The following is a 24,146-nucleotide window of genomic DNA, read 5'->3' as shown; positions in this document are numbered from 1 at the left end:
ATCTTAAATTATGAAATCAAAAAGCCATTTTTGCACTATTGTCTTGTTGCTGTTTTCTTTTGCTTTACAAGCTCAGTTTGTTAAAAAGCATGGACAGTTGAGTGTTAACGGAACTCAATTAGTAGATAAAAATAACAATCCCATTGTTTTACGTGGATTGAGTTTTGGCTGGCATAGCATGTGGCCGAGATTTTATAATGAAAAAGCGGTAAGCTGGTTAAAGAAAGATTTTAATTGCAATGTTGTCAGAGCTGCAAATGGAATTGAGTTAGGGGAGATGTCTTATATGAAAGATTCTCAGTTTGCAAAAGAAAAGATTGAAGCGGTTGTAAATGGCGCTATCAAATCAGATATTTATGTCATAATTGATTGGCATAGTCATAATATTAATTTGAAAGAAGCGTCGGCTTTTTTTGCCGAGATGTCAAAAAAGTATGCTAAATATCCTAATATAATATATGAGGTGTTTAATGAACCCGATTATGAAAGTTGGTGGGAAGTCAAAACGTATGCCGAAGAGATTATTCGTGTAATTAGAGAAAATGACCCTAATAATATTATTTTGGTTGGATGCCCACATTGGGATCAGGATATTAATCTTCCTGCCGAAGATCCAATTATAGGTTACAATAATATAATGTACACGATGCATTTTTATGCAGCAACTCATGGTAAAGAATTAAGAGATCGAACTGATGCAGCCATAAAAAGCGGATTACCAGTTTTTATTTCTGAATCTGCCGGAATGGAAGCGTCTGGTGACGGACCTTTAAATATAAAAGCCTGGCAGGAATATATTGATTGGATGGAATCCCGAAAATTGAGTTGGATTACCTGGTCGGTTTCTGATAAAGATGAAACTTGCTCCATTCTTAAGAAATCGGCTAAGTCGGAAGGAAAGTGGAAGGATGAAGATTTAAAAGAATCTGGAATTAAGGTTAGGGAGTTTTTAAGAAAATATAATACGCAGGAATAGAAAAATTCTTGTTGTTTTTTATGAAGCCTGTTCAGTTTTGAACAGGCTTTTTTTGTTGTCAAAATGAGAAATTGAATCTTTCGTTGAAGATTGTTTTTTGCTATTTTGTAGGTTTATTTTTGTAGGAATTTTGTTTTTGTGAAATTGCTTTTTTGGGTTAGTTGATTTTGTTTTGTGTTTTGGTTTATTTTTTAATATTTTATTTATGCCCCCTAATTTTTAAGGGTAGTACTTGGTTTTTATTGTTTTTTACATTGATTTTACTTGATTTTTTATTTGTTTTTTGTTTAAAACCCTTTTAAAAATTGAAAAACAACTGAAACAGTGTTGTTGAATTTTCAAAAATGAATCCGTATAAATATCAAATAACGATTATTGCTTCTTTAATTTTTGTAATCCATAATTCTGCTTGTAAAACATCAAAAAAGTACTTTTCGATTGTTCTACTCATACAAAAGTTAATAAATTCGCTAATGAAAATGAAGGGGTTTTTAGAGGATGATGAGGGATATTTAGAATTGACATATACTATTAATTACAGCTATATAAAAGATTAACTAACCAGAATCAATTAATAACCAAAAACCAATTAAAACATGAAAAAAGTATTACACATTTTAGCCGCGATGTTAACGAGTTCTTTTGCTTTTGCTCAAGATGATACTGAGACTTCAACTCCACCAGCAACAACATGGGGCGGATCAGCAGATGCGTACTATAAATATGATTTTTCTAAACAAATGAACGGATTAACGAGCTTTACCAACTCTCAGGATTCATTTGAATTAGGAATGGCCTCTATCGAAGCTGGACATACTTTCGGAAAAGCTTCTGTATTTGTAGACTTAGGATTCGGAAAAAGAGCGGGCGAATTTTCATATAATGAAACAACAGATAAAGATATAAACGCAAAATTTTTAATTAAACAATTGTTCTTTACTTATAATGTTACTGATAAATTTAAATTTGTTGCGGGTAGCTTCGGTACTCATATTGGATATGAGGTATTAGACGCTGTCGATAATAAAAACTACAGTATGTCATATGCGTTCTCTTATGGACCTTTCTTTAATACAGGGGTGAAAGCACAGTATACTTCAGGAAAGTTTACAGCGATGTTTGGAATAACCAATCCAACAGATTTTAAATCAGCTATGGATGCTGGTTCAACACAAAAAACATATATCGGACAAGTTGGATATATAGGTGAAACAGGAAGTGCTTATTTGAACTTCACCTCAGGAAGCAGTAATCCTGCATCTGATGAAAATAAAACGCAAATCGATTTTGTGGCATCAAAAACAATAAGCGATAGTTTTGGTCTTGGATTCAATGCGACTTATGCTAAAACTAAAAATGATTTTGACAGCGATTTAGATGGAGAATGGTTCTCATTAGTAGGATATGCAAATTACTCATTCTCTCCATCATTATTATTAGCTTACAGAATGGAATATTTCGATGCTAAAGATGCTGCGCCAAGTTTAGGAACTTTAACAGGTTCAAGTGTTTTTGCAAACACAGTTTCTTTAAATTACAAAGTTGGAAAACTGACTATAATTCCTGAGTTAAGATACGATGCTGCATCTGAAGACATCTTTTTAGATAGCGATGCATTGCCAACAGGTGGATCTTTCTATGGTCTTATAGCTACAACATACTCTTTCTAGAGATAAAGATTGATATTTTTTTTTTTTTTTTGGAGCTGTCGAAACATATTAATGTTTTGGCAGCTTTTTTATTTGTGATGTAATGTGAATTGCAAAATGTGAATCGTTAAATATGAGCAGTGAAAAGTAAGCTGTTAAATATAAATGCGGGAAGTATACTAATTAGATGATTTCTGTATAAGAGTTTTTAGTCGATGCAATGATATTGGAAATGCTTTGTCTGGTTTTAATTTCACAAATTGTAATATTAAAAGAAGAATTATTGCTCAGTCAACCTATAATATTTTTAGTCGTAATCTGCTTATTGGGTCATAAAAAAACGCATTTCTAAGTGTTTAAGAAATGCGCTTTTGTATTTTTTTTGAAACTTATTACTGAACTTGTTTTTTATAAATAGAGTAAATTGTGTCTATTGTTTTTCGGTCTAAAGTAGGCGTTACATCAGTTTGAATATAATGTAGTTTGAATGCCATAATTGCTGCCGAAAGATTTTTTGTGTTGTATCCAATTATTCGCAATGCAGGCTCAATTTTAAAATCAAAAGGAGCTTCTTCTAGAATTTCATCTGGCCAAATTCCAAAGCCTTTTTCTGCTAATGTTTTCCAAGGAAATAAAGCACTCGGATCTTGTTTTCTTCCTGGGGCAATATCAGAATGACCTAAAATGTTTTGCGTCGGAATATTGTAATCTTTTTTCAATTTTGTCAAAAGAGCAACAAGACTGCTGATTTGGCTTTCTGTAAAAGGTTTGAAACCGTTGTTGTCTAATTCAATTCCAATCGAACTTGAGTTGATATCGGTGTTTTTTCCCCAAGTAGATGCGCCTGCATGCCAAGCTCTCAAATAGTCGTTCAGCATTTGTACTACTTTTCCATTTTCAGAAATAATATAATGAGCGCTAACCTGTGTTTTTGTTTTTGTAAACGTATTTATAGTCTGTTTAAGAGAATCCTGAGCTGTATGATGGATGATGATAAAACTTGGTTTTCTTAAATTGAAATTTACCGTTCCAATCCATTCTGTGGTAATTCCGTTTACTAAATGAGTAGATCCTGTTTTTGACAAAGTGTCTTTTACAATACCTAATTGTGCTGCGTAAGTAGTATCAATTACAACTGGACTAACTGCTGGAATTGGTTGTGGATCTTTACTCGTAATTTGGTTTTCCAAATTTTTAAGCTGCTGATCGTATACTTTTTCAGTATTTTTATATGGATTTGTAGAGCAAGAAGTTATGATAATTGCTAAAATCAAATAACAAAAATGTTTTTTTACCATGATCATTCACATTTGAAGTTGAAGTTTAAAAAAATTATTCTTCAGCTTTTATTGTTTTTTCTTCTGTTGCCTCTTCTTTATGCTCTTTAGAATCTTTTTTCTTTTTAGATTTTGTTTTTTGGGTCCCTTTGTAATTAGCCATAAAATCCTTGTACTTTTCTACTTGGTCAGGGTTCAAAAAAGCATTTATTTTTTTATTAGTGCTTTCTCTCAATGCATTAATTTGCTCTACTTTTTGATCCTGGCTGCTGCTTTCATTTTTCAAAAGAACTCCTTGTTCTTTCATGCTGTCGGCTAAAACATTAGTAATTGCAATTGCTTGAAGATCGTCAAGTTTTAGCTCAGGTTTCATTTGTTCTACAATTTTGGCAGCAGTTTCTTCAGCAGGAATTTCTTTTGGTTTGCTTGGAGAACTTTGAGGGCCAGCCATCATGCTTCTGTCCATTCCCATTCCGCCTCCACGTCCATAGCCTCCGCCGTAACCATTATTATAACTATTATAGCCGCCATATTGAGCTGATGCTACATTAAAACAGCATAAAGTGAAAATAAAAAGAAAAAATAAGTTGGTTGGTTTCATAATAAGTTATCTAAATTGATAATAGTTTAGCGTAAATTTAAGCAGGTTCTCCGTATAAATCAAATTCTGTTGCTTCAATTATCTTGATATTAACAAATTCACCTGTTTTTACGTAATATTTAGAGGCGTCAATCAAAACTTCGTTGTCTACATCAGGGCTATCGAACTCCGTTCTTCCCACGAAATGAGCACCTTCTTTTCTGTCAATAATACATCTGAAAACCTGTCCAACTTTCTCTTGGTTCAAATCCCATGAAATTTGCGACTGAAGTTCCATGATTTCATTTGCTCTTGCTTGCTTAACATCGTCCGGAACATCATCTTCCAATAAATAAGCATGCGTGTTTTCTTCATGTGAATAAGCGAAACATCCCATTCTGTCAAACTTCATTTCCTGAACAAAGTCTTTCAAAATTTCAAAATCTTCTTGAGTTTCACCTGGATATCCAACAATTAAAGTAGTTCTGATTGCCATTCCCGGAACTGCAGCACGGAAATCTTTTAATAACTGTGTTGTTTTAGCTTGTGTTGTCCCGCGACGCATTGATTTCAAAATTGAATCTGAAATGTGTTGCAACGGAATATCTATATAGTTACAAATTTTAGGTTCGCGTTTCATTAACTCTAAAACATCCATAGGGAAACCGGTTGGGTAGGCATAATGAAGACGAATCCATTCAATTCCTTCTACTTTTGCCAATTCTTCCAGAAGTTCTGCAAGATTTCGTTTTTTATAAAGGTCAAGTCCGTAATAAGTTAAGTCCTGAGCGATTAAAATTAATTCTTTAACACCATTTTTAGCTAAACCTTGAGCTTCTTTAACTAGTTTCTCAATTGGCTGAGAAACGTGTGAACCTCTCATTAAAGGAATCGCACAAAAACTGCAAGGTCTATCGCAACCTTCGGCAATTTTTAAATAAGCGTAATTCTTTGGAGTTGTAGTTAAACGTTCTCCAAGTAATTCGTGTTTATAATCAGCGCCTAATGCTTTTAGTAATTGCGGCAATTCAGTTGTGCCAAAATATTGATCCACATTCGGAATTTCTTTTTCTAAATCTGGTCTGTAACGTTCAGACAAGCATCCAGTTACAAAAACTTTGTCTACTAAGCCTTTGTCTTTTTTGTCTGCATATTCCAAAATCATATTTACTGATTCCGCTTTAGCGTTATCAATAAAACCACAAGTGTTTATTACAATAATGTTTCCTTCTTTTTCTGCGGGAGCCTCATGTTCAACTTCTTTTCCATTAGCACGCAGTTGCCCCATAAGGACTTCACTGTCATAAACATTTTTTGAACACCCAAGAGTGATTACGTTAATTTTGTTCTTTTTTAAAGACTTGGTTCTCATACTTTTATAAATTGGAGTGCAAAATTACACTTTTTTATTCAAACACCGCTTGTTTCCGTTTCTTTTAGGTGTTTTTTATGAAGCTGATCCCGCTCTCCGTTATATCTTTTCCTTACTAAAGGAGTAAGAAAAAGGATGCCGCTTCCATCGGGGCTAAAAAAAATCCGTCAAGTTAGAACCTGACGGAAGCTTTTTAGGATTTGTATTTAATTCTTGAGTAATGTTTTAGAAAAGTTTTGATTGTCAATTTTTAAAAGGTAAACTCCAGGCAATAAATTTGATGTACTGACTTCAATTAAGTTTTCAGATTTCTGGTTTTTTTGAATGTCTATTGTTTGCCCAAAAGAATCGAAAAGTTTTATTTGATTTATATTTTTAGGGCCTTCAATATAGAAGTTGTTTATGAAAGGGTTAGGATAGATGGTCGTATTGTTAATGTCATTTTCGGAAAGTTCTAAATTTCCTGGTGTTAACATGGATTTAACTGTACTAGATTCTGGTCTTGTTATATTTACTTGATTGCTAATGCTTACTGTTAATGAGTTTTGTTTTAGTAATCTGCGAAAAGCTGTGTTTCCTGTACCTCTCGAAGCTTCTATTGTGAAAATATGTGAATAATATGAAGCTGAGGCATTTGCTATATCTGTCCAGATAGGTGGTGTATATGATGGATTAGTACAGATCTGCCATTGATATGTTAAATTGTTTGAATTGGAAATGCTACCGGTTATTACCTGTGGTTGACTAGTTCGTAATGGCAAGTTTTGGTTGCAACATATTGTATTTTCATTATTTTGATCATTAAGGATGATTGATATTGTGTTGCTTATGTTGTATTGGCCATCATCATAAAAAGCTATTCTACGATAATATGTGTTTTCTATAAAGGTTTTGTTAGGAGAATAGTCTTTGGTATTCGCTTGCGGAATATCTGCCCATTCAGTGTTTTGAGTTCTATTTTGCCATTTGAAATTGGTGACATATCTATAATCATACTGAGAAATACAACCTCTTCTTTCGCAATATATCGTATAATCAACCCATGGTGATTGTGTGGTAAAAGGAGCTGATGTTTGTCCAGAAGTTAGGGTTTGACTGTCTGCAATTGTATTGTATTCGATAGGTTTAACTAATAAAATATTTATTTTGTTATTGTCTTGATAGATAAAATCGGTTTGAGCAGAGAGTAGAGTATAATTGCTGTTATATTGATTTGCCTGTACTTTTAAGGTATAAGTATATTTAGTAAAATCTAATTTTTCTATATAGATTGGAATATCTTTTATTGAAATGTAATTATCATTTGGTTTGTTAATTAGGGTATGTTTTAAATAAACTTTTTTATATTCGGCGTCTTCTGATGTTATTGTTCCAATATCTTCTCTTTTTAAATAAATGGAAATTTCGGTCGGTGTATCGCTTCTTTTTGCAAATACATCTAAATCGAAATATGTGGAGGCATTGGATGATATTAAAATTTTTGAGTTGGTTAAAGGGAGATTGACGCTATATTTTATGTTTTGTGTAGCAATTGATCCGTTTGTAGTTGGAGGTGCAATAGGAGGATCTATTAATGAGCCACTTGTGATGGGTATTTTGTTAGATTGGAAGATTTTGTTGTTGTTATTTTTGTATTCCGCATATAGGGTGCCACCAATATTGAAGAAAAAATTTTTAAAAAGCGTGATGTTAAATTGAGTATCATTCTTGTAATATACATTAGTGTAAAATGCTATGGATTGGAAGCCTACCTGAGTTGGACTATCACTTTCATTTTTTTTATAATACAAAAATAAATTTCCGAAAGTATTATCTATTGATCCATCTGAAGTTTGCATGTGAATGTCTAAGGATATATTTATGCTTGGATTATTGTTAAAAGATATTGTATTATTAGCTACTAATATATTGTCTATTTTTAGGTCGCCAGTTTTGATAGTTACTTGAGAATGGAGACTAAATGTAATTAATGAAATAAATAATAAAATTTTTTGTAGTGCTTGTGACATAGTTTTAGTTTTTTACGGTTAAAGCACTAATGTAGTAAAAAAATTACAAAATAAAAATTTAAAATTGTATTTTGTAAGTAAAAAAATACAATAAAAAAATCCGCCAAGAAAAACTTGACGGAAATCCTGATTAATCTATTTTAATTTCTAATTACAATTCAAATAATAAACTCAAAGTAACATTGTTAAGTTTTGATGTGATGTTAGCTCCGTCAGTGAATCCGGTTGCAAAAAATCCTTGATTTGATTTTCTTTCTGAATAAGAATAAGCCAAGTCTAATTTAGTTGCTCCAAAACTATAGCCTAAACCTCCTGAATAACTGTTTAGATCGCCAATTGTTGTTCCGTCTTTATAAGGACTTCCTTCAAAACGATATCCACCACGAAGACTTAATCTTTGGATTTTGAATTCTCCACCAATTCTTAATTCTCCATTTGATGTCAATTGGTTACTCATATCGGTGTTTAATCCTCTAAAACCGGGATCGCTAGTTGGTTTGTATTTTGTATTGGCGTAATCTTTAATAGAGTAGTCCACACTTATTAATCCTGATTTTCCAAATACATAAGCACCACTAAAAGTAAATTTTCCTGGTGTCTGCAAAGTATATCGGTCGTAAACATTGATGAGGTTTGGGTTGATATTTTCATATATTTCTTGACCACCTGCTGCTTGTCTTGTTGTTGATAAACTTTGTGCAACTTCGTCATATAGGTCGTACCATGTATTAGATTCGTATGCAGCACCAAATCTTAATCCATCAGTAACTTTAACAATTGCTCCTAATTGAAAAGAAAAACCGTTTCCGTAAGTATATAAGTCGTTATTAAAACGCAAGCTTGATATTGTTTCACCTGCTTGAAGCGGATTACTGTTATCTTCATAAAAACTGCTCGATCTTCTGAAATCTGTAATGTGTACGTTTAAATTGGCTCCCAAATAAAGTATATCTTGGAATGAAGTAGCAATGTTGAAACTTAATTTACTATTATATCCGGTTGTATAAATTTCGTTTTCTTGGTAATAATTACCACCGGCAGGTACACCAGAAACATATTGAGTGTTGTTAATGTCGTTTGGGTTTACTGGATAAATAACTTTTCCTCTATACCCAAAATATGCTTGTTGCTCATCATAATATTGATCTCGATATGGAATATTGGTTATGTTTTCTAAAGGGATTCCATTGGCATAAGTCAAAAAGTACTGATCGATAGAATTTCTTGGATTTGTACCAGCAGAAAATATATCATTATTGAAATTGTTGGTGTTTTCATAAGTTGCCCCGATCACAATTTTTTTCCAATTATTTTTTGGATTATGATCATGGAAAACAAAAACGCCACCTGCTTGGTTTAGGATAAAAGAATTGTCTTTGTCGCTGGTTTCAGTTCCGAAATAATTGGAGTTGTTTTTTTTGGTTTGATTGCTAAAAGTAACTCCGATTTGATTATTGTTGAATACAGCAGAACCTGCAGGATTGACAGCTAAAGCCGATAAATCCCCACCGACAGCTCCAAAAGCGCCGCTCATGGCTCTGTAACGTGCAGTTCCGGTTAAATTATCTTGAGCATATCGCACAGCATCAGATACTTCTTGTGAATGTAAAGCGCTAAAAGATAGTCCTATAGTAAAAAGGAAGAATATTTTTTTCATCTGGTTTGGTATTTAAAGTGATAGAATGATTTGGTGAAAGAGTTGTTATCTTCTTCCGCCGCCACCGCCACCGCCGTAGGATCTTCCTCCTCCGCCACCGCCACCACTGTAGCCGCCACCGCCGCCACTGCTTCTCATGCTACTTCCACTACTGTTCATAGAACGAGATGGGCTAGGAGAGTAAGTTCTAGATGGACTACTGTTTGAAGGGCTGTAGCTTCTGTTTGTTGTCCCTGCGCTTGATCTTCTGTTTGAATAATCATAACCACTACTTTGGCTTTGAGCTGTGCCTCTTCTGTCTGTAAAAGTTGGACTTGAATATGTTCTGCCATTTACAGAAGAGCTTCTTCTAAAATCTGAGTAACTTCTGCCATTCGTGCTATAATTACTGCTTCTTCCTGCGTAATTTCTTGATGAGAAGTTGTTTCCGGCATAACTTCTGCCAGCATAATTTCTTCCTGCATATGAGCCTCTTCCTGCATATGAATCTCTGGATGTATATCCTCTAGATCCATAATAAGCGGCAGAGCCTCTTCTTCCATAGCTATAAGAGTAATTATTGTAGTATCCGTAACCTGGGTAGCCCCATCCTGGATATCCCCATCCTGGGTAACCCCAGCCCGGATAATATCCCCATCCATAGTAAGGATATCCCCATCCATATCCGTATCCGTAATAAGGGTATCCCCATCCTAATCCAATTCCCCAAGACCATGAAGGATCAGAATAATAGGTCACCGAAGTTTCTGTAGTTCCGCTTCCCCAAGCAGGATATGCAACAGATGCTGTTTGAGTACTGTCGTTTACTGCATAATTACTGTAATTGTCTACATCAGTAAAAATTTCGGTAGGCTGGTTGTCGTCTTGGAGTGATTTGAAGTAATCTTTATATTGATTATTAGTGCTTGTGGTACTTGTTTGTGCATACGTGTTAGTAGATTTACCGTAAACTCCATCATTATCGTAATAAGAGGAATTTTGGTAAGAGCCACACGATGCAAGTAGAAAACTCAGTAATCCAATTAAGTAAAAGTAACTTGAGTTTTGGCGGAGAGAAGTAGAAGTTTTCATATCTGTGGTGTTTTTTATTGTTGCACATTACAAAAATAGTTAGTTTTGTCAAACTATTTAGTTAAAATTATTAAAACAAAATTTGTGCCAAACTATATAATATGAGTAAGAACCTTACTACGAGATCAGAAGATTATTCAAAGTGGTATAATGAACTGGTTGTTAAAGCAGATCTAGCCGAAAATTCAGGAGTTAGAGGATGTATGGTTATTAAACCATACGGATACGCTATTTGGGAAAAAATGCAGGCGGAGTTGGATAGAATGTTTAAAGAAACTGGACATCAGAATGCTTACTTCCCTTTATTCGTGCCTAAGAGCATGTTTGAGGCAGAGGAAAAAAATGCGGAAGGATTTGCAAAAGAATGTGCTGTTGTAACGCATTATAGATTAAAAAATGATGAGGAAAGACCAGGGAAATTAATGGTTGATCCAAATGCAAAGTTAGAGGAGGAGCTTATTGTTCGTCCAACGAGTGAGGCGATTATTTGGTCTACATATAAAGGATGGGTGCAGTCATATAGAGATTTGCCTTTATTGATTAATCAATGGGCAAATGTTGTAAGATGGGAAATGCGTACGCGTTTGTTTTTAAGAACTGCTGAGTTTTTATGGCAAGAAGGGCATACAGCACACGCTACAAAAGCTGAAGCTATTGAAGAGTCTGAAAAAATGATGAATGTATATGCTGAATTTGCAGAGAACTTTATGGCAATTCCTGTTGTGAAAGGTTTTAAAACCGAAACAGAGCGTTTTGCAGGTGCAGATGAAACCTATTGTATTGAAGCGTTGATGCAGGATGGAAAAGCGTTACAAGCTGGAACGTCACACTTTTTAGGTCAGAACTTTGCAAAAGCTTTTGATGTGAAATTTGCCAATGCGGAAGGAAAACAAGAGCATGTTTGGGGAACTTCATGGGGAGTTTCTACTCGTTTAATGGGGGCTTTAATTATGACACATTCTGATGATCAGGGACTGGTGTTGCCTCCAAATTTAGCGCCAATTCAGGTTGTGATTGTTCCAATTCATAAAACTGATGAGCAATTAGCGCAAATTACTGCTGCGGTTAATGAATTGACTGCGAAATTAAGAAAGTTAAAGATATCAGTGAAATATGATGACAGAACAACTCAAAAACCGGGATTCAAATTTGCTGAATGGGAATTGAAAGGAGTTCCAGTTCGAATTGCTGTTGGTCCAAAAGATTTAGAAAATGGAACTTTCGAGGTTGCAAGACGTGATAATTTGTCAAAAGAAGTTGTTGCTAGCGAAAAAATCGTTGAATATGTAAACGATTTACTAGAGCAAATTCAAAATGATTTATTTACAAGAGCTTTAGATTATCGCAATACTCATATTACAGAAGTAAATAGTTTTGAGGAATTTAAAGAAGTTTTAGAAGGTAAAGGCGGTTTTATATCTGCTCACTGGGACGGAACTGCTGCAACAGAAGAGAAGATAAAAGACTTAACAAAAGCGACAATTCGTTGTATCCCTTTGGATGCTGTTGAAGAGGCGGGAACCTGTGTGTTTACTGGGAATCCTTCTTCTAAAAGAGTGCTTTTTGCGAAGGCATATTAAAAAAAAAATATTTTTTTTGCTTCAACTATTGTGCAACTAAAAAATAGATGTATCTTTGCATCCGCAATACAGAAGCACGGTCCGTTCGTCTATCGGTTAGGACGCCAGGTTTTCATCCTGGTAAGGGGGGTTCGATTCCCCCACGGACTACAAGTTATATTACATATTGAAAAGTTTCCAAACTTAGGAGAATTTAGGTCCGTTCGTCTAGGGGTTAGGACGCCAGGTTTTCATCCTGGTAACAGGGGTTCGATTCCCCTACGGACTACAAATTAGTTGTAAATAAGTTTTGTAAAATAAAAATTGGTGTCTCGGTTTTTGTTTTATTAGTTAAAACCAAAGTGATTGCCTGGCAATTGTGGGAGGTTTTTCTTTTTTAACTAGTATTTATAATTATTATTACATCTAAAATTAAAGAAAATGGCAAATCATAAGTCAGCATTAAAAAGAATCAGAAGTAACGAAAAGAGAAGAGTTCTTAACAGATACCAACACAAAACTACTCGTAATGCTATCAAAGCGTTAAGATTAGCTACAGATAAATCTGATGCTGCTGCAAAATTATCAACTGTAATCTCTATGATTGATAAATTAGCTAAAAAGAACATCATTCACGATAATAAAGCTTCTAACTTGAAGTCTAAATTAACGAAACACGTTGCTAAATTGTAATTAATACAATTTGTAAGATATATAAAAAGTCCTCTTTGTGAGGACTTTTTTTGTTTATAGCAATTCTGAAAATTTAGTATTGAAAATTGAAACGTCACTTATAGGTCTATTTTCTTTTTAAGATATTCCAGCATGGGTAGTGTAATTGGTTTTGAAAGGAAATCTATTATTATGGGATATTTTTTTGCTTTGGCTAAATCCTCCGGGTCAATTGTTGAAGAGAGTACAATGACACTTGCGGTGTTGAATTCGGCATAATCAGAAGAGGTGAAATGATCTAAAAATTCCCAGCCTCCCATAACAGGCATGTTTAAATCTAAAAAGATTAGTTCGGGTTTTTTGCTGTCTTTGTTTTTGTTGTTGGTGTATTTTAAGGTGTTGAAGTGATGAAGGGCTTCTTCGCCATTTTGAGCTGTAATAATTTCATGGCAAATTTGTGACTTCGAAATTACTTTTTTGCATAGCATCAACGTGATTGGATCATCGTCAATGCATAAAATTTGCTCGAGCATGATGTTAATTTTTAAATGTTATTGTAAAGGTCGTCCCTTTGTTGACTTCGCTTTCTATAGTGATTATTCCTCCCATGGTTTCAACCTGGGATTTTACAAGATATAGGCCAAGTCCTTTGCTGTCCGGATAATTATGAAATCTTTGATAGAGTCCAAAAACCTTGTCGCGGTTTCTTTCTAAATCAATTCCAATTCCATTGTCTTTAAAAGTTAATATCGCTTTATTGTCTATTTGTTCTGCAATAATGGATATTTTTAATTTCCTGTTTTCCGATTTGTATTTAATAGAATTGGTGAGCAAATTAAGTAAAATACTTTCAATATATGCTTTGTTAGTGTTAAGTAATGGTACGCGTTCGAATTTTAATTTGATAATAGGTTTGTGTAATTCTATTTGAAAAGATAATTGACTAAAAACGTTTTCAAAAACTTCTTTCAAAGATACTTCTTCTTTTTGCATTGAAGGATTGTCTTTGATGATTATAACTTTTACTAAGTCATTAATTGTTTCATTTAATAAATGAGTCGATTTGGTAAATCCACCTAAAATTTCTTCGAGTTCAGGATTTTCGATTGGGATATCTTCGATAAGATTCAGAAGTCCGATTAAATTAGATAATGGAGCTCTTAAGTTGTGGGAAGTGATGTATGAAAATTGTTTTAGGTCCTTATTGTTTTGAGTTAATTCTCGAATAAGATGCTCTTTCTCGGTTTCGAGCTTTTTTTCTTCTGTAATGTCTCTTTGAATTGAAATCCAGTGTGAGATTGATCCTTCATTGTTGAAAATTGGAATCATAGAGAATCGGACCCAATATTCTTCTTTTTGCTTGGTGTAACTTATGGTTTCTATCAGGCATTCTTCTTCATTTTTGATAGCCCTTAATAACTTTTTGAGTTCCTCTGAATCTGATTTAGGGCCTTTGAAAATATTTGGAGATTTACCAACAATTTCGTTTGATAAATATCCCGACATTTGAGAAAAAGCGGGATTAACGTAAACAATTTTTGGGATTTTTCGTGCCTGTGAATTGGCTTCGGTAATTAAAATGGAATCTTTAGATTGAGTGATTACTGTTTCTAATAATTTTAATCGCTGTTCTTCTTCTTTTTGCTTGGTAATATCCTGAATAGCACCAATCATTCTAATGGCTCTTCCGTTTTCATCTTTTAATAAAAAACCACGATCTAAGACATATTTGTAACTTCCGTCAGCGCATCTAAAACGGTATTGATCTTGCCATTTTTCGGTTTTTTGCTCAATAAAAGAGTATAGTTTTATAGACATTCTGATGCTGTCTTCGGGATGAATTTTGTCAAACCACCATTTTGATGTTTTTCCAACTTCGTTAGGGTTGTATCCAAAAACTCCTTCAATTCCTTTGTTCCAATTTATGCTGTCTTCTTGAATTTTCCAGTCCCAAATGGTATCGCTCGTTGCTTTTGCTACGATGTCATACTTTTCATTTGATTCTTTAATTTCTTCGTTTGTCTCTTTTAATTTTTTAAAAACAGTTACATTTTTTTTCTCATTTTTTGAAACTATGTATTTGAAAAACAATGCGGTGGTTAAGATGAAAAAAATATCTTTAAGAAAAAAAAGGTTAAAATATTTTACGTCCGCAAAATAAGTGGTAAGTATTTTATGACAGACTATTGCCATAAATAATGATACTAGAATATAAACTAGAGTAATTTGGAGAGTTTTACTTTTCATTACCTCAAATATAGTTAAATTAACTATAACTCAGTAATAAGTAAAGTTCATTTTGAGGTCTCTATTTTGATGTTTTGCATTAACTAATTGATTGTATATACGCAAACTATGTTAGAAACGTTTTTTATTAAAAAATAAAGTGTACCTTTGCGCCCATTAAAAATCACAGATGGAATCTATTAGAAACATTGCAATTATTGCCCACGTCGATCACGGTAAAACAACTTTGGTTGATAAAATTATGTATCACTGTCAGTTATTTCGTGAAAACGAAAACACAGGTGATTTAATTCTAGATAATAATGATTTAGAGCGTGAGAGAGGTATTACTATTACTTCTAAAAACGTATCAGTTCAATATAAAGGAACAAAAATCAATATTATTGACACTCCAGGCCACGCGGATTTTGGAGGTGAAGTTGAACGTGTACTAAACATGGCCGATGGTGTATGTTTGCTAGTGGATGCTTTTGAAGGTCCAATGCCACAAACGCGTTTCGTATTACAAAAAGCGATTGACTTAGGTCTTAAACCTTGCGTAGTTATTAACAAAGTTGATAAAGAAAACTGTACTCCTGAAGAAGTTCACGAAAAAGTTTTTGACCTAATGTTTGAATTAGGTGCTGAAGAATGGCAGTTGGATTTTCCAACAGTTTATGGTTCTGCTAAAAACAACTGGATGTCTGATCATTGGGAAAACGTAACTGATAATGTTGAAGCATTATTGGATATGGTTGTGGAAAATGTACCAGCTCCTAAAGTTTCTGAAGGAAATCCACAAATGTTGATTACTTCTTTAGATTTTTCTGCATTTACAGGTCGTATCGCTATCGGACGTCTTGAAAGAGGTGTTTTAAAAGAAGGTATGCCAATATCTTTGGTAAAAAGAGACGGTACTGTAACAAAATCAAGAATTAAAGAATTACATACTTTTGAAGGTCTAGGACGTAAAAAAGTTACAGAAGTAATTGCTGGAGATATTTGTGCTGTTGTAGGTGTTGAAGGGTTTGAAATTGGAGATACTATCTCTGATCACGAAAATCCTGAAGGATTAGCGTCTATTGCTATCGATGAGCCTACAATGAGTATGTTATTCACAATTAATGACTCTCCTTTCTTTGGTAAAGAGGGTAAATTTGTAACTTCTCGTCATATTAGAGAGCGTTTGACAAAAGAATTAGAGAAAAACTTAGCGATGAAGTTAGGTGAAACTGATTCTGCAGATAAATTCATGGTTTTTGGCCGTGGTGTACTTCACTTATCTGTTCTTATTGAAACAATGAGAAGAGAAGGTTATGAGCTTCAAATTGGTCAGCCACAAGTTATCATTAAAGAAATTGATGGTAAAAAATGTGAGCCAATTGAAGAATTAACAATCGACTTACCAGAAAATCTTTCAGGTAGAGCAGTTGAATTCGTTACACTTCGTAAAGGTGAAATGTTGAGCATGGAGACTAAAGGTGAGCGTATGATTATTAAATTTAATATTCCATCTCGTGGAATTATTGGTTTAAGAAATCAATTACTTACAGCTACTGCTGGTGAAGCTATCATGTCACACCGTTTTATTGGATATGAGCCTTACAAAGGAGAAATCGCTGGACGTAACAAAGGTTCTTTAATTTCTATGGAAAAAGGAAAAGCAATTCCTTATTCTATCGATAAATTACAAGATCGTGGTAAGTTTTTTGTTGAACCAAATGCTGAAATCTACGAAGGTCAGGTAATTGGAGAAAACTCTCGTGGAGATGATATGTGTGTAAACGTAACGAAAGAGAAAAAACAATCTAACGTACGTTCTTCTGGAGCTGATGAAAAAGCGAGAATTATCCCTCCGATTATTTTCTCTTTAGAAGAAGCTTTAGAGTACATTCAAAAAGATGAATATGTAGAGGTTACTCCAAAATCTATTCGTTTGAGAAAAATCTATTTGACAGAAACTGATAGAAAAAGATTTAAAATCTAATTAGATTTAAATTCAATATAATAAAAATCCCAAATTCCAATTATGGAGTTTGGGATTCTTTTTTGCCTTGTTTTTCGGAATTTTAAATTTTTATAATTTGGTTAGGCTATCTTTTTAAACTAAAATGACCTTTTGCTTCTCGTCCATCTTCTAGTTTTAACGTGTACCAATAATCATCTGCAGGCATCGGATTGCCTGTGAAAGTGCCATCCCAACCATCGCCAGAAGTGGTTAGTTGTTTGATTAGTTTACCATATCGATCAAAAATAAGGATTTTGGCACCCGAATTAAAAGTGTCATCTGCTCCCTGAAGGTTCCAGTAATCATTATATCCATCATTATTTGGCGTGAAAAATTTTGGAATTCCAAGTACTGCTACAGTTTTTGAAACTTTCCCGCATCCATTTTTATCGTTTATATAAAGGTCATGTATGCCGGGACGGACATTTTCAAATAAGCTGGATTCCTGATAAGAACCGTCAGGATCGTCTAAACTGTATTCATAATTTCCAGTTCCAGAAACATTTGCTTCAACAGTATTGTAATCTGATAAATCGGAAATGGAAACAGAATCAAGATGTGCAATATCTGAAGCTGTTACGTTAATAGTTCGGGTTCTGCTGCAGCTGATTGCGTCTTTAGTGAAAACTTCTACGGTATAGTTTCCTTCTTCGTTGACATCTAAGGTTTCATTAGTTTCTCCGGGTATTATACTTCCATCTTTTGACCAAATATATGTATATGTATTGGCTGGTATATTTCCAATAATTCCTGCATCAAGTTTGACAAAAAACGTTGGCAAATTAGAACATACTAATTGATCAGCATTTCTGTTGCTATTGATGTCAATATTCGGTTTCGGATTTACTTTTAATGTAATGTAGGCACCTAATCCAAAACAGGCATTGTCCAGATTACTGTCAACACGAACCCAAATTTCTTGTTGTTTTGGTGTTGTATTTCGGTAATATGAAGGATTTGCAATCGCATTAGTTTCTGCTAAAGCATCTGCCTCATTTGCGAAATATTTTATAGAATAATTTGTGCTAGCTGAAGGAAGCATTTTCTGAATATCAGCAGTTACACTACTAAAATCAAAGCTAGAAATTCCGTCTTTGTCATCATTAACAGCGTCGAGAAAATCATCACAAATGGTAAAAGATCTTTTAAAGTTAGGATCTATTTGTGTGGTTGAAACTATTAAATTTAATTGAGAAACTGAAAAACATCCGTTTGAATTCTCAACTCTTGCCCAAATATTTTTATTGCTACTTGTAAACGCAAGTGGATTAGAAATCAATGCAGCAGAATCTTTTGTATTTGCTCCAGCCAAAGTAGTATAATAAGAGAATGTTTCATTGACAGAATTGGCTGAAATAAAACTGTTTTTCTCGGTTATATTAAAATTTGAAATTCCATCAGTATCATCATCACACTGAATTAATGTAATTGGGGAATTTAAAACTGGTAAAGTATACAGTGTAAGTTTTACAGAATTAGCAGAAGTTAATCCACAGGCATTGTTGTTTCTGTTTAAAAGTACGCGATATTGATAACCATTCATTGTTTTATTTGTTTTTTGAATGGTTAAAGAAGCAGTTTTAGTTCCTGTGTAAGTTGCGTTTTCAGTTAAAGCATTCCAAGTATTTCCGCCATCGCTAGAAAATTGCCATTGAAAAGTATCAGCATTTGATTCGATGTTGAAAATAGCTTTTTCTAATTCACAAACAGTTTGATTTTCTGGCTGTTTAGTAATTATAATTGGAGTTGCAATAATATAATTACCATTTGGAGTTGTGTAACCATCTGTTCTGCTGGTTACAACTCCGAAAGAATTTACAATTACCGGAGCATTTCCTAATTGGCCATCAAAATTTGGATCAGTAAATCCAGCTTCTATAACATCATTACAGCCATCATTGTCACTGTCAATTTCGGTGTAGTTTTTTATTCCATCATTATCCGAATCTAAAACGGTATATTTTAAAATCCCACTGTCTGGATTGGTTTCTAAAGCATTAGATAATCCATTAATCCCAAAATCCATTGTATCAATAATTCCATCTTTGTTAGTATCCGGAGCATTGCTTCCTGATTCGGTTAAATCATAAATACCATCATTATCGCTGTCTAAATCAAGATAATTCGGAATTCCGTCATTATCGGTGTCTATTGCTGCTGCAGAAGAATCGAAAATGTCATCCAATCCGTCTAAATTAGCATCTTTATTAGATAAAGCAATTGGTTTTATTTGCGATTCAATTACATCAGGAATACCGTCATTGTCTGAATCTAAATCTAATTGGTCTGGAATTCCGTCACCATCAGTGTCTTTTGAAACGCAAGTAGCGGTAAGTTTAAATGTTGCTTTATTTCCGGCAGTGTCTAATAGATTTTTATGTGTGATTTTAAATGATTGCGTTTGATAAGACTGAAATTTGAACGTTCCTGTTCCTGCTGGCAATGGAACGCTTCCATTTAAACGGAATCGAATTTCGAAAGAAGAAAATTGAGTAACGCCGCTTTCATAAATTCCATCATAATTGGTATCAATTAATAATTGATTTGTTGGATTTAAAACAGTTACTGTTTTATCAATGTCTGAATTAATGATGTATTCAGAATCTGAGTTTAATAAATCAGTTACATTGGCATTGTTGCTATATTCTAAACGAATATTTATTGGTTTTGAGAAATTCAGTTTATAGTCTACAGAAAAACCTTTTCCAGGCATGACCTCGGTAACAAAACTTCCATCTGCATTTCCTGTAAAAGGAACAAGAGCGGCCGTTGAGCTGTTTGTAACCGTGCCCGTAAAAGAATTAGAATAAGTTCCAGTTTTTACCAAACCAGAACTTGGATTTGAAATATTAATCGGTAAATCTCCGTATGATTCCGTACAATTTGTTATTCCGTCATTATCATAATCAACATCAATATTGTCATTGGCTAAGTCATTATCGATATTTATTGGACATTCGCTTACTGGAATTTTATCTGAGAAAACATCGCTTACACAGCCAGAGATACTTCCTCGTACCTGATAAAAACCAGGTTCTGACGGAGTGAAATTATTTTTAGTTTCGCCAGGAATTAAAACGTCGTTTTTGTACCATTGAAAAGTATCATAAGAAGAAAGTGTATTTATCTTTAAAGATACGTTTGGAATGCAAGAGGAATTGTTTAGTGTTATTTTACCGCTGACAATTTCGGGTTTTAAATCAAAACCTGAATAATAACCTCCATAAGTTGCGGCTCCATTGGTTCCAAAATAAGAAACATATACTTGTTTTGTTGATTTTACGGCTATATTTCCAGATAAATCAGATACACTGTAACGAACAAAATCTGCTGTTCCCTGAATTGGTATAGGAGCAGATGTGATTGGATTATTATTTAATGACACGGTAGCTCCCGTTTCGGTTACAATATTTAGAAATCCGTTAAATGTGTTATTGCCGATAGATTGGATTTGGGGGATGTTGTCTACCGTATTTGGCGTGGCACAATTTATTGGCGGAACAAAAAATAAATTTTGATTGGCAGGATTTATTGTTCCACCAATACTTTGATAAGCAAAAACGTTTGCAGAAGTTTTTACGTATAAACTTCCATTGATAAACTGACTTCCATCAATTGCAATATATTCTCCGCTATTAAGTGTTTTATAAGAAACAGAAGAGCCATTCAAAAATATTTCGGTATTGTTGGAATGTGCTACTATTAAAACACGCTCCAATTCATCAGTACCAAGGCCTTTTATGAAGATGTATTCTTTTCCTGTCTTTTCTAAAGAAACAATTTGATCAAAACCAACATCTCTTCCTACTGGAGCTAATCCTCCGTTTTGTGTTGCTCCTAGAAGTGTACTGTTACTTCCACCAAATGATCCAGAATTGACTACGACAGGCTTGTCAGAATTAACTAAAGCGCCAATTATTTTAGAACTATTTGATGTAAGTTGGCCGTCGTTATAATTTTTTAAAGCCAAAACATAGCTTTCGTTTTTATTTAAAGTAACAGTTATTGGCCCGGAAATAGTAGACCCGTCTATAAGTTGAGTTCCGTTTTGAATGTTTGAAATAGTGATCTTGGTTCCGTTTTCTGTAGCCATTATAGAGGCAAAATTCAATAATGTTTCATCAAAAAGTGGATTTAACATTGCTCCTAATCTAAAAGTGGTACCCAAAGCACTATTTCCTTTAGAAACTAACCCGCCTGCATGATTATAACCTCCATTTTGAGTGATTCCGGAATTGACTCTGGCACTTACATAAACGAGATCCTCAGCCTCAATTACATACCCTCGGTTGGAAACAATTCCTGTTTTGGATAGAGGAGTAAATAATTGTGTGTCTAGCCCGTTTCCAATGTAATATCGGTACGGATTATTACTATTAACGGTTCCGCTGACTACACTTCCTCCATTGGCAATAATTTTAAAATTTACATTAACAAGGCTTGGAGTTGAGATGTATAAATATTGATCATTGACAAATCCAGCAACAGAAATCAATGGAGGTATATAATGTGTTTTGCTAAATTGTGAGAAACAATTTACAGTACAAAAAAGAAACAATAGGAAATGTAAAGTTTTTTTCATTGGCTCGGTTAATGGCTGTATACAGAATTGAATCGCCCAAATCAAAAATAAGTTTTATTTTAATTTCTTCGAGAAATCGAGTGTTTTTTCTCCCTAATTATTTGAAATTTAGGTTTTGTTGAAGATTGTTTGTTTTCGAATTCTATTTTTTGAAGAAAAAAAGACGGAAGTAATAAAGCGTTTTTATCTTTTTAAGCTAAAATGTCCTTTAACGCTTTTTCCATCCACAAAAAGAAGTGTAAACCAATAATCATCAGCAGGTAATTGCTCGCCATTAAATAATCCGTTCCAGCCAGTGCTGTTTTGGTTCATTTCCTTTATAAATTTTCCGTAACGATCAAAAATCCGAATTGTATAACCGGGCATCTGATTAATGTCTTTAATTGCCCATAAGTCGTTATAGCCGTCATTATTTGGAGTGAAGAATCTTGGGTAATCCAAAACATAAACTAAAAAACGGTTAGAAAGGCCACAACCATTTTTATCTCGGGCGACAGCATAATAAATGCCAGGTTCTATTCCATTAAATTGTGGATCATCCTGAAAAACATTTCCATCTAATGAAAATTCATAATCCCCGGAGCCAGTATATTTTATCAAAACCGAATTGTCAACACCAGAAAAATCTTTTACTACTGCTTCTGTAATAATAGCAGGTTCTGATAAAATCACTTTGAATTTTTTTGTTTTCTGACAGCCGTTTGCATCCGTCACTGTAACACTATAATCGCCAGGTGCCGTTATTGTTTTTGAATTTGAAGTTTCACTTCCGGGACTCCATAAATAACTATTGAAACCTGGAGCAACAGTCAATACAATATCACTGCCTTTACAGATGTATTTTGATTCCTCTTCGAAGTTTGGAGGATCAAAGGTGTTGACAACTAGCGTAACTGGTGAAATATTGTAACAATCAGCTCCATTTATAATTCGTGCATAAATGGTTTGCGTGAAAGCAATCGTATTTTTAAAAATATTAGGTAAAACATTTGTTTCAGACAAAGCATCGTTTGAACTTGAAAAATAATGCACTTCTAAACCTGCTGGAAGACCAGTCGTTAATTGAGGCGTTACTTGTGCTTGAAGATCAAATTGGTAAAGACCATCTTGTTTGTCGTCACCGTCACAAGTTTTGACTGGATTTTGAGCTGAAATTGCATTATTTGAAGTTTGAAGTTTTACTTCGACAGTTTTGAAACAACCAAATTTGTTTTCAATTCTTCCAAAAACAATTTGATTTGTACTCTTATTTGTGTACTTTTCTGGAATAGCAATCGGATTTGATTTAGACTCTGCATTAGCCAAAGTTTCATAATAGCCGCTGTTTACAATATCTGATGCATTATTTTTAATCAGATTATCAACTTTCTTTAAATCAAATACACTTATACCGTCATTATTGTCATCGCATTGAACCAATGTTGTATTTGTTGAAAGAATTTCAGGAGCAACTTCAATTTTAACTTCTCCCGTCAATGTACATGTGGAAGGTGTTAATGTAACATCTGCTTTATAAATTCCTGATGTTGTTGCGTGTAAAACTGGACTTTTTTCAGCTGCTAAAAGTACTCCGTCTTTATACCATTTAAAATCGTATGAAGCGGATAATTTTGTATCTAATATTGCTTCTTCTCCAAAACATAAAGGATTACCAGATAATGCTGTTTGATCAGCGCCAAAATCAATTTTTGATGAAAAACTGCCAGCCTGTAAAAAAACTGCCGAATCATAATATTGGTTTTTATCATCGGCAATAACAAGTTTTATATGGTATTTTTTTCCGGCAACTACATTAGTTCGGGCATTCATTACAATAGTTTGTCCTGCATAATTTATAGGACTTGTCGTATTGTTGTTTAAACCGTTAAAATAATTTTGATTAACAGCAGGACATCCGGGATAAGGGTCTCCGTTTGATGCAAATCCGGGTTCAATTTTAGGGCGGACATTTGTTGAAGAAACCGGAATTGTGCTATTCGGCAATACAGCTAAATTTTTATATGGATCAGAAGTTCCGGCTTCCCTAATTAAAAATGCAAACCCATCGGAATATTCACATGGAAAAAAAGACTGATATTCATTGGATGCAAAAATGTAATTAAAACTTAGAACATCAGTTAAAGGAACGAAATCAAACTCTAAAACAGTTGCATTTATTGAATTGATTCCTAGAATGTTGTTCAAATCAGCATCGCCTGTCCAGTTAACATTTCCTCCGCCATTATTGCTAACGTAAGGTCCTACCGCTTGTCTACTTGGTGAAGTTGTTAAAATAATACCTTCAGCAAAAGGAAAACTGCTTGATCCAGCATTGAAATAAGCAAAACTCTGCTGTCCCGCTGTGAAAGTGTCTCCTTTTCCTGAAGAATTTGATGTTGTAGCACAAGAGCTGTTGACTAATACATTTTCAATAAGTTGTTGAGGCGTTCTCTGATCATCTATGCTAATATATTGAGCGTTCATCTTAAGAGATAAACAACACAAAATAAAAACAGATAAAAAAACTTT

15 protein-coding genes and 2 tRNA genes are annotated in these 24,146 nt (G+C 33.9%); 7 read left to right on the top strand and 10 right to left on the bottom strand.

The window, feature by feature from the left end; all coding sequences use genetic code 11:
* The first annotated feature begins 10 nt into the window (after nucleotides 1–10).
* Together GQ47_RS09850 and GQ47_RS09845 are read left to right on the top strand one after the other, a co-directional pair.
* Nucleotides 11–976, top strand: coding sequence for a glycoside hydrolase family 5 protein (locus GQ47_RS09850; protein WP_035647769.1), 966 nt, complete (start codon nucleotides 11–13; stop codon nucleotides 974–976).
* 596 nt (nucleotides 977–1,572) lie between these two features.
* Entirely contained in the window at nucleotides 1,573–2,646 is a 1,074-nt protein-coding gene (locus GQ47_RS09845) for an outer membrane beta-barrel protein (protein WP_035647767.1), read from the top strand.
* A 371-nt stretch (nucleotides 2,647–3,017) separates the two neighbouring features.
* Here the strand turns inward: GQ47_RS09845 and GQ47_RS09840 are convergent, their stop codons facing one another.
* The 6 genes from GQ47_RS09840 to GQ47_RS09815 form a co-directional block, all read right to left on the bottom strand.
* Complete coding sequence (locus GQ47_RS09840) at nucleotides 3,018–3,923, bottom strand: N-acetylmuramoyl-L-alanine amidase (protein WP_035648160.1); 906 nt, start codon at nucleotides 3,921–3,923, stop codon at nucleotides 3,018–3,020.
* A gap of 34 nt (nucleotides 3,924–3,957) precedes the next feature.
* Entirely contained in the window at nucleotides 3,958–4,503 is a 546-nt protein-coding gene (locus tag GQ47_RS09835; RefSeq protein WP_035647764.1) for a hypothetical protein, read from the bottom strand.
* Between the two features lie 37 nt (nucleotides 4,504–4,540).
* The gene (rimO, locus tag GQ47_RS09830) at nucleotides 4,541–5,854 is read right to left on the bottom strand and encodes a 30S ribosomal protein S12 methylthiotransferase RimO (RefSeq protein ID WP_035647762.1); all 1,314 of its coding nucleotides are present in this window, start codon (nucleotides 5,852–5,854) and stop codon (nucleotides 4,541–4,543) included.
* A 206-nt stretch (nucleotides 5,855–6,060) separates the two neighbouring features.
* Nucleotides 6,061–7,863 (bottom strand): T9SS type A sorting domain-containing protein, encoded by a 1,803-nt coding sequence (locus GQ47_RS09825; RefSeq protein ID WP_035647760.1) that lies wholly within the window; start codon nucleotides 7,861–7,863, stop codon nucleotides 6,061–6,063.
* A gap of 151 nt (nucleotides 7,864–8,014) precedes the next feature.
* On the bottom strand, nucleotides 8,015–9,520 hold the full coding sequence (locus GQ47_RS09820) for an OmpP1/FadL family transporter (RefSeq protein ID WP_035647758.1): 1,506 nt from the start codon (nucleotides 9,518–9,520) through the stop codon (nucleotides 8,015–8,017).
* A 45-nt stretch (nucleotides 9,521–9,565) separates the two neighbouring features.
* The gene (locus tag GQ47_RS09815) at nucleotides 9,566–10,591 is read right to left on the bottom strand and encodes a hypothetical protein (protein WP_035647755.1); all 1,026 of its coding nucleotides are present in this window, start codon (nucleotides 10,589–10,591) and stop codon (nucleotides 9,566–9,568) included.
* A 101-nt stretch (nucleotides 10,592–10,692) separates the two neighbouring features.
* Here GQ47_RS09815 and proS point away from each other — a divergent pair, with 101 nt between their 5' ends.
* From proS to rpsT, 4 genes are all read left to right on the top strand, one after another.
* Complete coding sequence (gene proS / locus GQ47_RS09810; RefSeq protein WP_035647752.1) at nucleotides 10,693–12,171, top strand: proline--tRNA ligase; 1,479 nt, start codon at nucleotides 10,693–10,695, stop codon at nucleotides 12,169–12,171.
* Between the two features lie 78 nt (nucleotides 12,172–12,249).
* Nucleotides 12,250–12,321, top strand: a tRNA-Glu gene (locus GQ47_RS09805).
* Between the two features lie 46 nt (nucleotides 12,322–12,367).
* Nucleotides 12,368–12,439, top strand: a tRNA-Glu gene (locus tag GQ47_RS09800).
* Between the two features lie 152 nt (nucleotides 12,440–12,591).
* Nucleotides 12,592–12,843, top strand: coding sequence for a 30S ribosomal protein S20 (rpsT, locus tag GQ47_RS09795; RefSeq protein WP_012026903.1), 252 nt, complete (start codon nucleotides 12,592–12,594; stop codon nucleotides 12,841–12,843).
* A 98-nt stretch (nucleotides 12,844–12,941) separates the two neighbouring features.
* On the opposite strand, the gene GQ47_RS09790 is transcribed toward rpsT, so the two are convergent.
* Nucleotides 12,942–13,355, bottom strand: coding sequence for a response regulator (locus GQ47_RS09790; protein WP_035647749.1), 414 nt, complete (start codon nucleotides 13,353–13,355; stop codon nucleotides 12,942–12,944).
* Between the two features lie 4 nt (nucleotides 13,356–13,359).
* Entirely contained in the window at nucleotides 13,360–15,015 is a 1,656-nt protein-coding gene (locus GQ47_RS09785) for a PAS domain-containing sensor histidine kinase (RefSeq protein WP_238567965.1), read from the bottom strand.
* 223 nt (nucleotides 15,016–15,238) lie between these two features.
* Between GQ47_RS09785 and typA the strand changes: the two genes are divergently transcribed.
* On the top strand, nucleotides 15,239–17,035 hold the full coding sequence (gene typA / locus GQ47_RS09780; protein WP_035647745.1) for a translational GTPase TypA: 1,797 nt from the start codon (nucleotides 15,239–15,241) through the stop codon (nucleotides 17,033–17,035).
* Between the two features lie 106 nt (nucleotides 17,036–17,141).
* On the opposite strand, the gene GQ47_RS09775 is transcribed toward typA, so the two are convergent.
* Both GQ47_RS09775 and GQ47_RS09770 read right to left on the bottom strand, forming a co-directional pair.
* Complete coding sequence (locus GQ47_RS09775; protein WP_035647743.1) at nucleotides 17,142–21,638, bottom strand: T9SS type B sorting domain-containing protein; 4,497 nt, start codon at nucleotides 21,636–21,638, stop codon at nucleotides 17,142–17,144.
* Nucleotides 21,639–21,821: 183 nt separating this feature from the next.
* Entirely contained in the window at nucleotides 21,822–24,101 is a 2,280-nt protein-coding gene (locus GQ47_RS09770) for a T9SS type B sorting domain-containing protein (RefSeq protein ID WP_238567964.1), read from the bottom strand.
* Nucleotides 24,102–24,146 lie beyond the last annotated feature (45 nt).

This window comes from Flavobacterium sp. ASV13 (genome assembly GCF_000745775.1).
GTDB lineage: Bacteria > Bacteroidota > Bacteroidia > Flavobacteriales > Flavobacteriaceae > Flavobacterium.
The sequence above is the reverse complement of the archived record's forward strand: the minus strand, read 5'-3'. Positions and strand labels throughout refer to the sequence as shown.

Coding starts and splice junctions, on each gene's coding strand:
- GQ47_RS09850 (WP_035647769.1), top strand. CDS start 11: ATGAAATCAAAAAGCCATTTTTGCACTATTGTCTTGTTGCTGTTTTCT.
- GQ47_RS09845 (WP_035647767.1), top strand. CDS start 1,573: ATGAAAAAAGTATTACACATTTTAGCCGCGATGTTAACGAGTTCTTTT.
- GQ47_RS09840 (WP_035648160.1), bottom strand. CDS start 3,923: ATGGTAAAAAAACATTTTTGTTATTTGATTTTAGCAATTATCATAACT.
- GQ47_RS09835 (WP_035647764.1), bottom strand. CDS start 4,503: ATGAAACCAACCAACTTATTTTTTCTTTTTATTTTCACTTTATGCTGT.
- rimO (WP_035647762.1), bottom strand. CDS start 5,854: ATGAGAACCAAGTCTTTAAAAAAGAACAAAATTAACGTAATCACTCTT.
- GQ47_RS09825 (WP_035647760.1), bottom strand. CDS start 7,863: ATGTCACAAGCACTACAAAAAATTTTATTATTTATTTCATTAATTACA.
- GQ47_RS09820 (WP_035647758.1), bottom strand. CDS start 9,520: ATGAAAAAAATATTCTTCCTTTTTACTATAGGACTATCTTTTAGCGCT.
- GQ47_RS09815 (WP_035647755.1), bottom strand. CDS start 10,591: ATGAAAACTTCTACTTCTCTCCGCCAAAACTCAAGTTACTTTTACTTA.
- proS (WP_035647752.1), top strand. CDS start 10,693: ATGAGTAAGAACCTTACTACGAGATCAGAAGATTATTCAAAGTGGTAT.
- rpsT (WP_012026903.1), top strand. CDS start 12,592: ATGGCAAATCATAAGTCAGCATTAAAAAGAATCAGAAGTAACGAAAAG.
- GQ47_RS09790 (WP_035647749.1), bottom strand. CDS start 13,355: ATGCTCGAGCAAATTTTATGCATTGACGATGATCCAATCACGTTGATG.
- GQ47_RS09785 (WP_238567965.1), bottom strand. CDS start 15,015: ATGGCAATAGTCTGTCATAAAATACTTACCACTTATTTTGCGGACGTA.
- typA (WP_035647745.1), top strand. CDS start 15,239: ATGGAATCTATTAGAAACATTGCAATTATTGCCCACGTCGATCACGGT.
- GQ47_RS09775 (WP_035647743.1), bottom strand. CDS start 21,638: ATGAAAAAAACTTTACATTTCCTATTGTTTCTTTTTTGTACTGTAAAT.
- GQ47_RS09770 (WP_238567964.1), bottom strand. CDS start 24,101: ATGAACGCTCAATATATTAGCATAGATGATCAGAGAACGCCTCAACAA.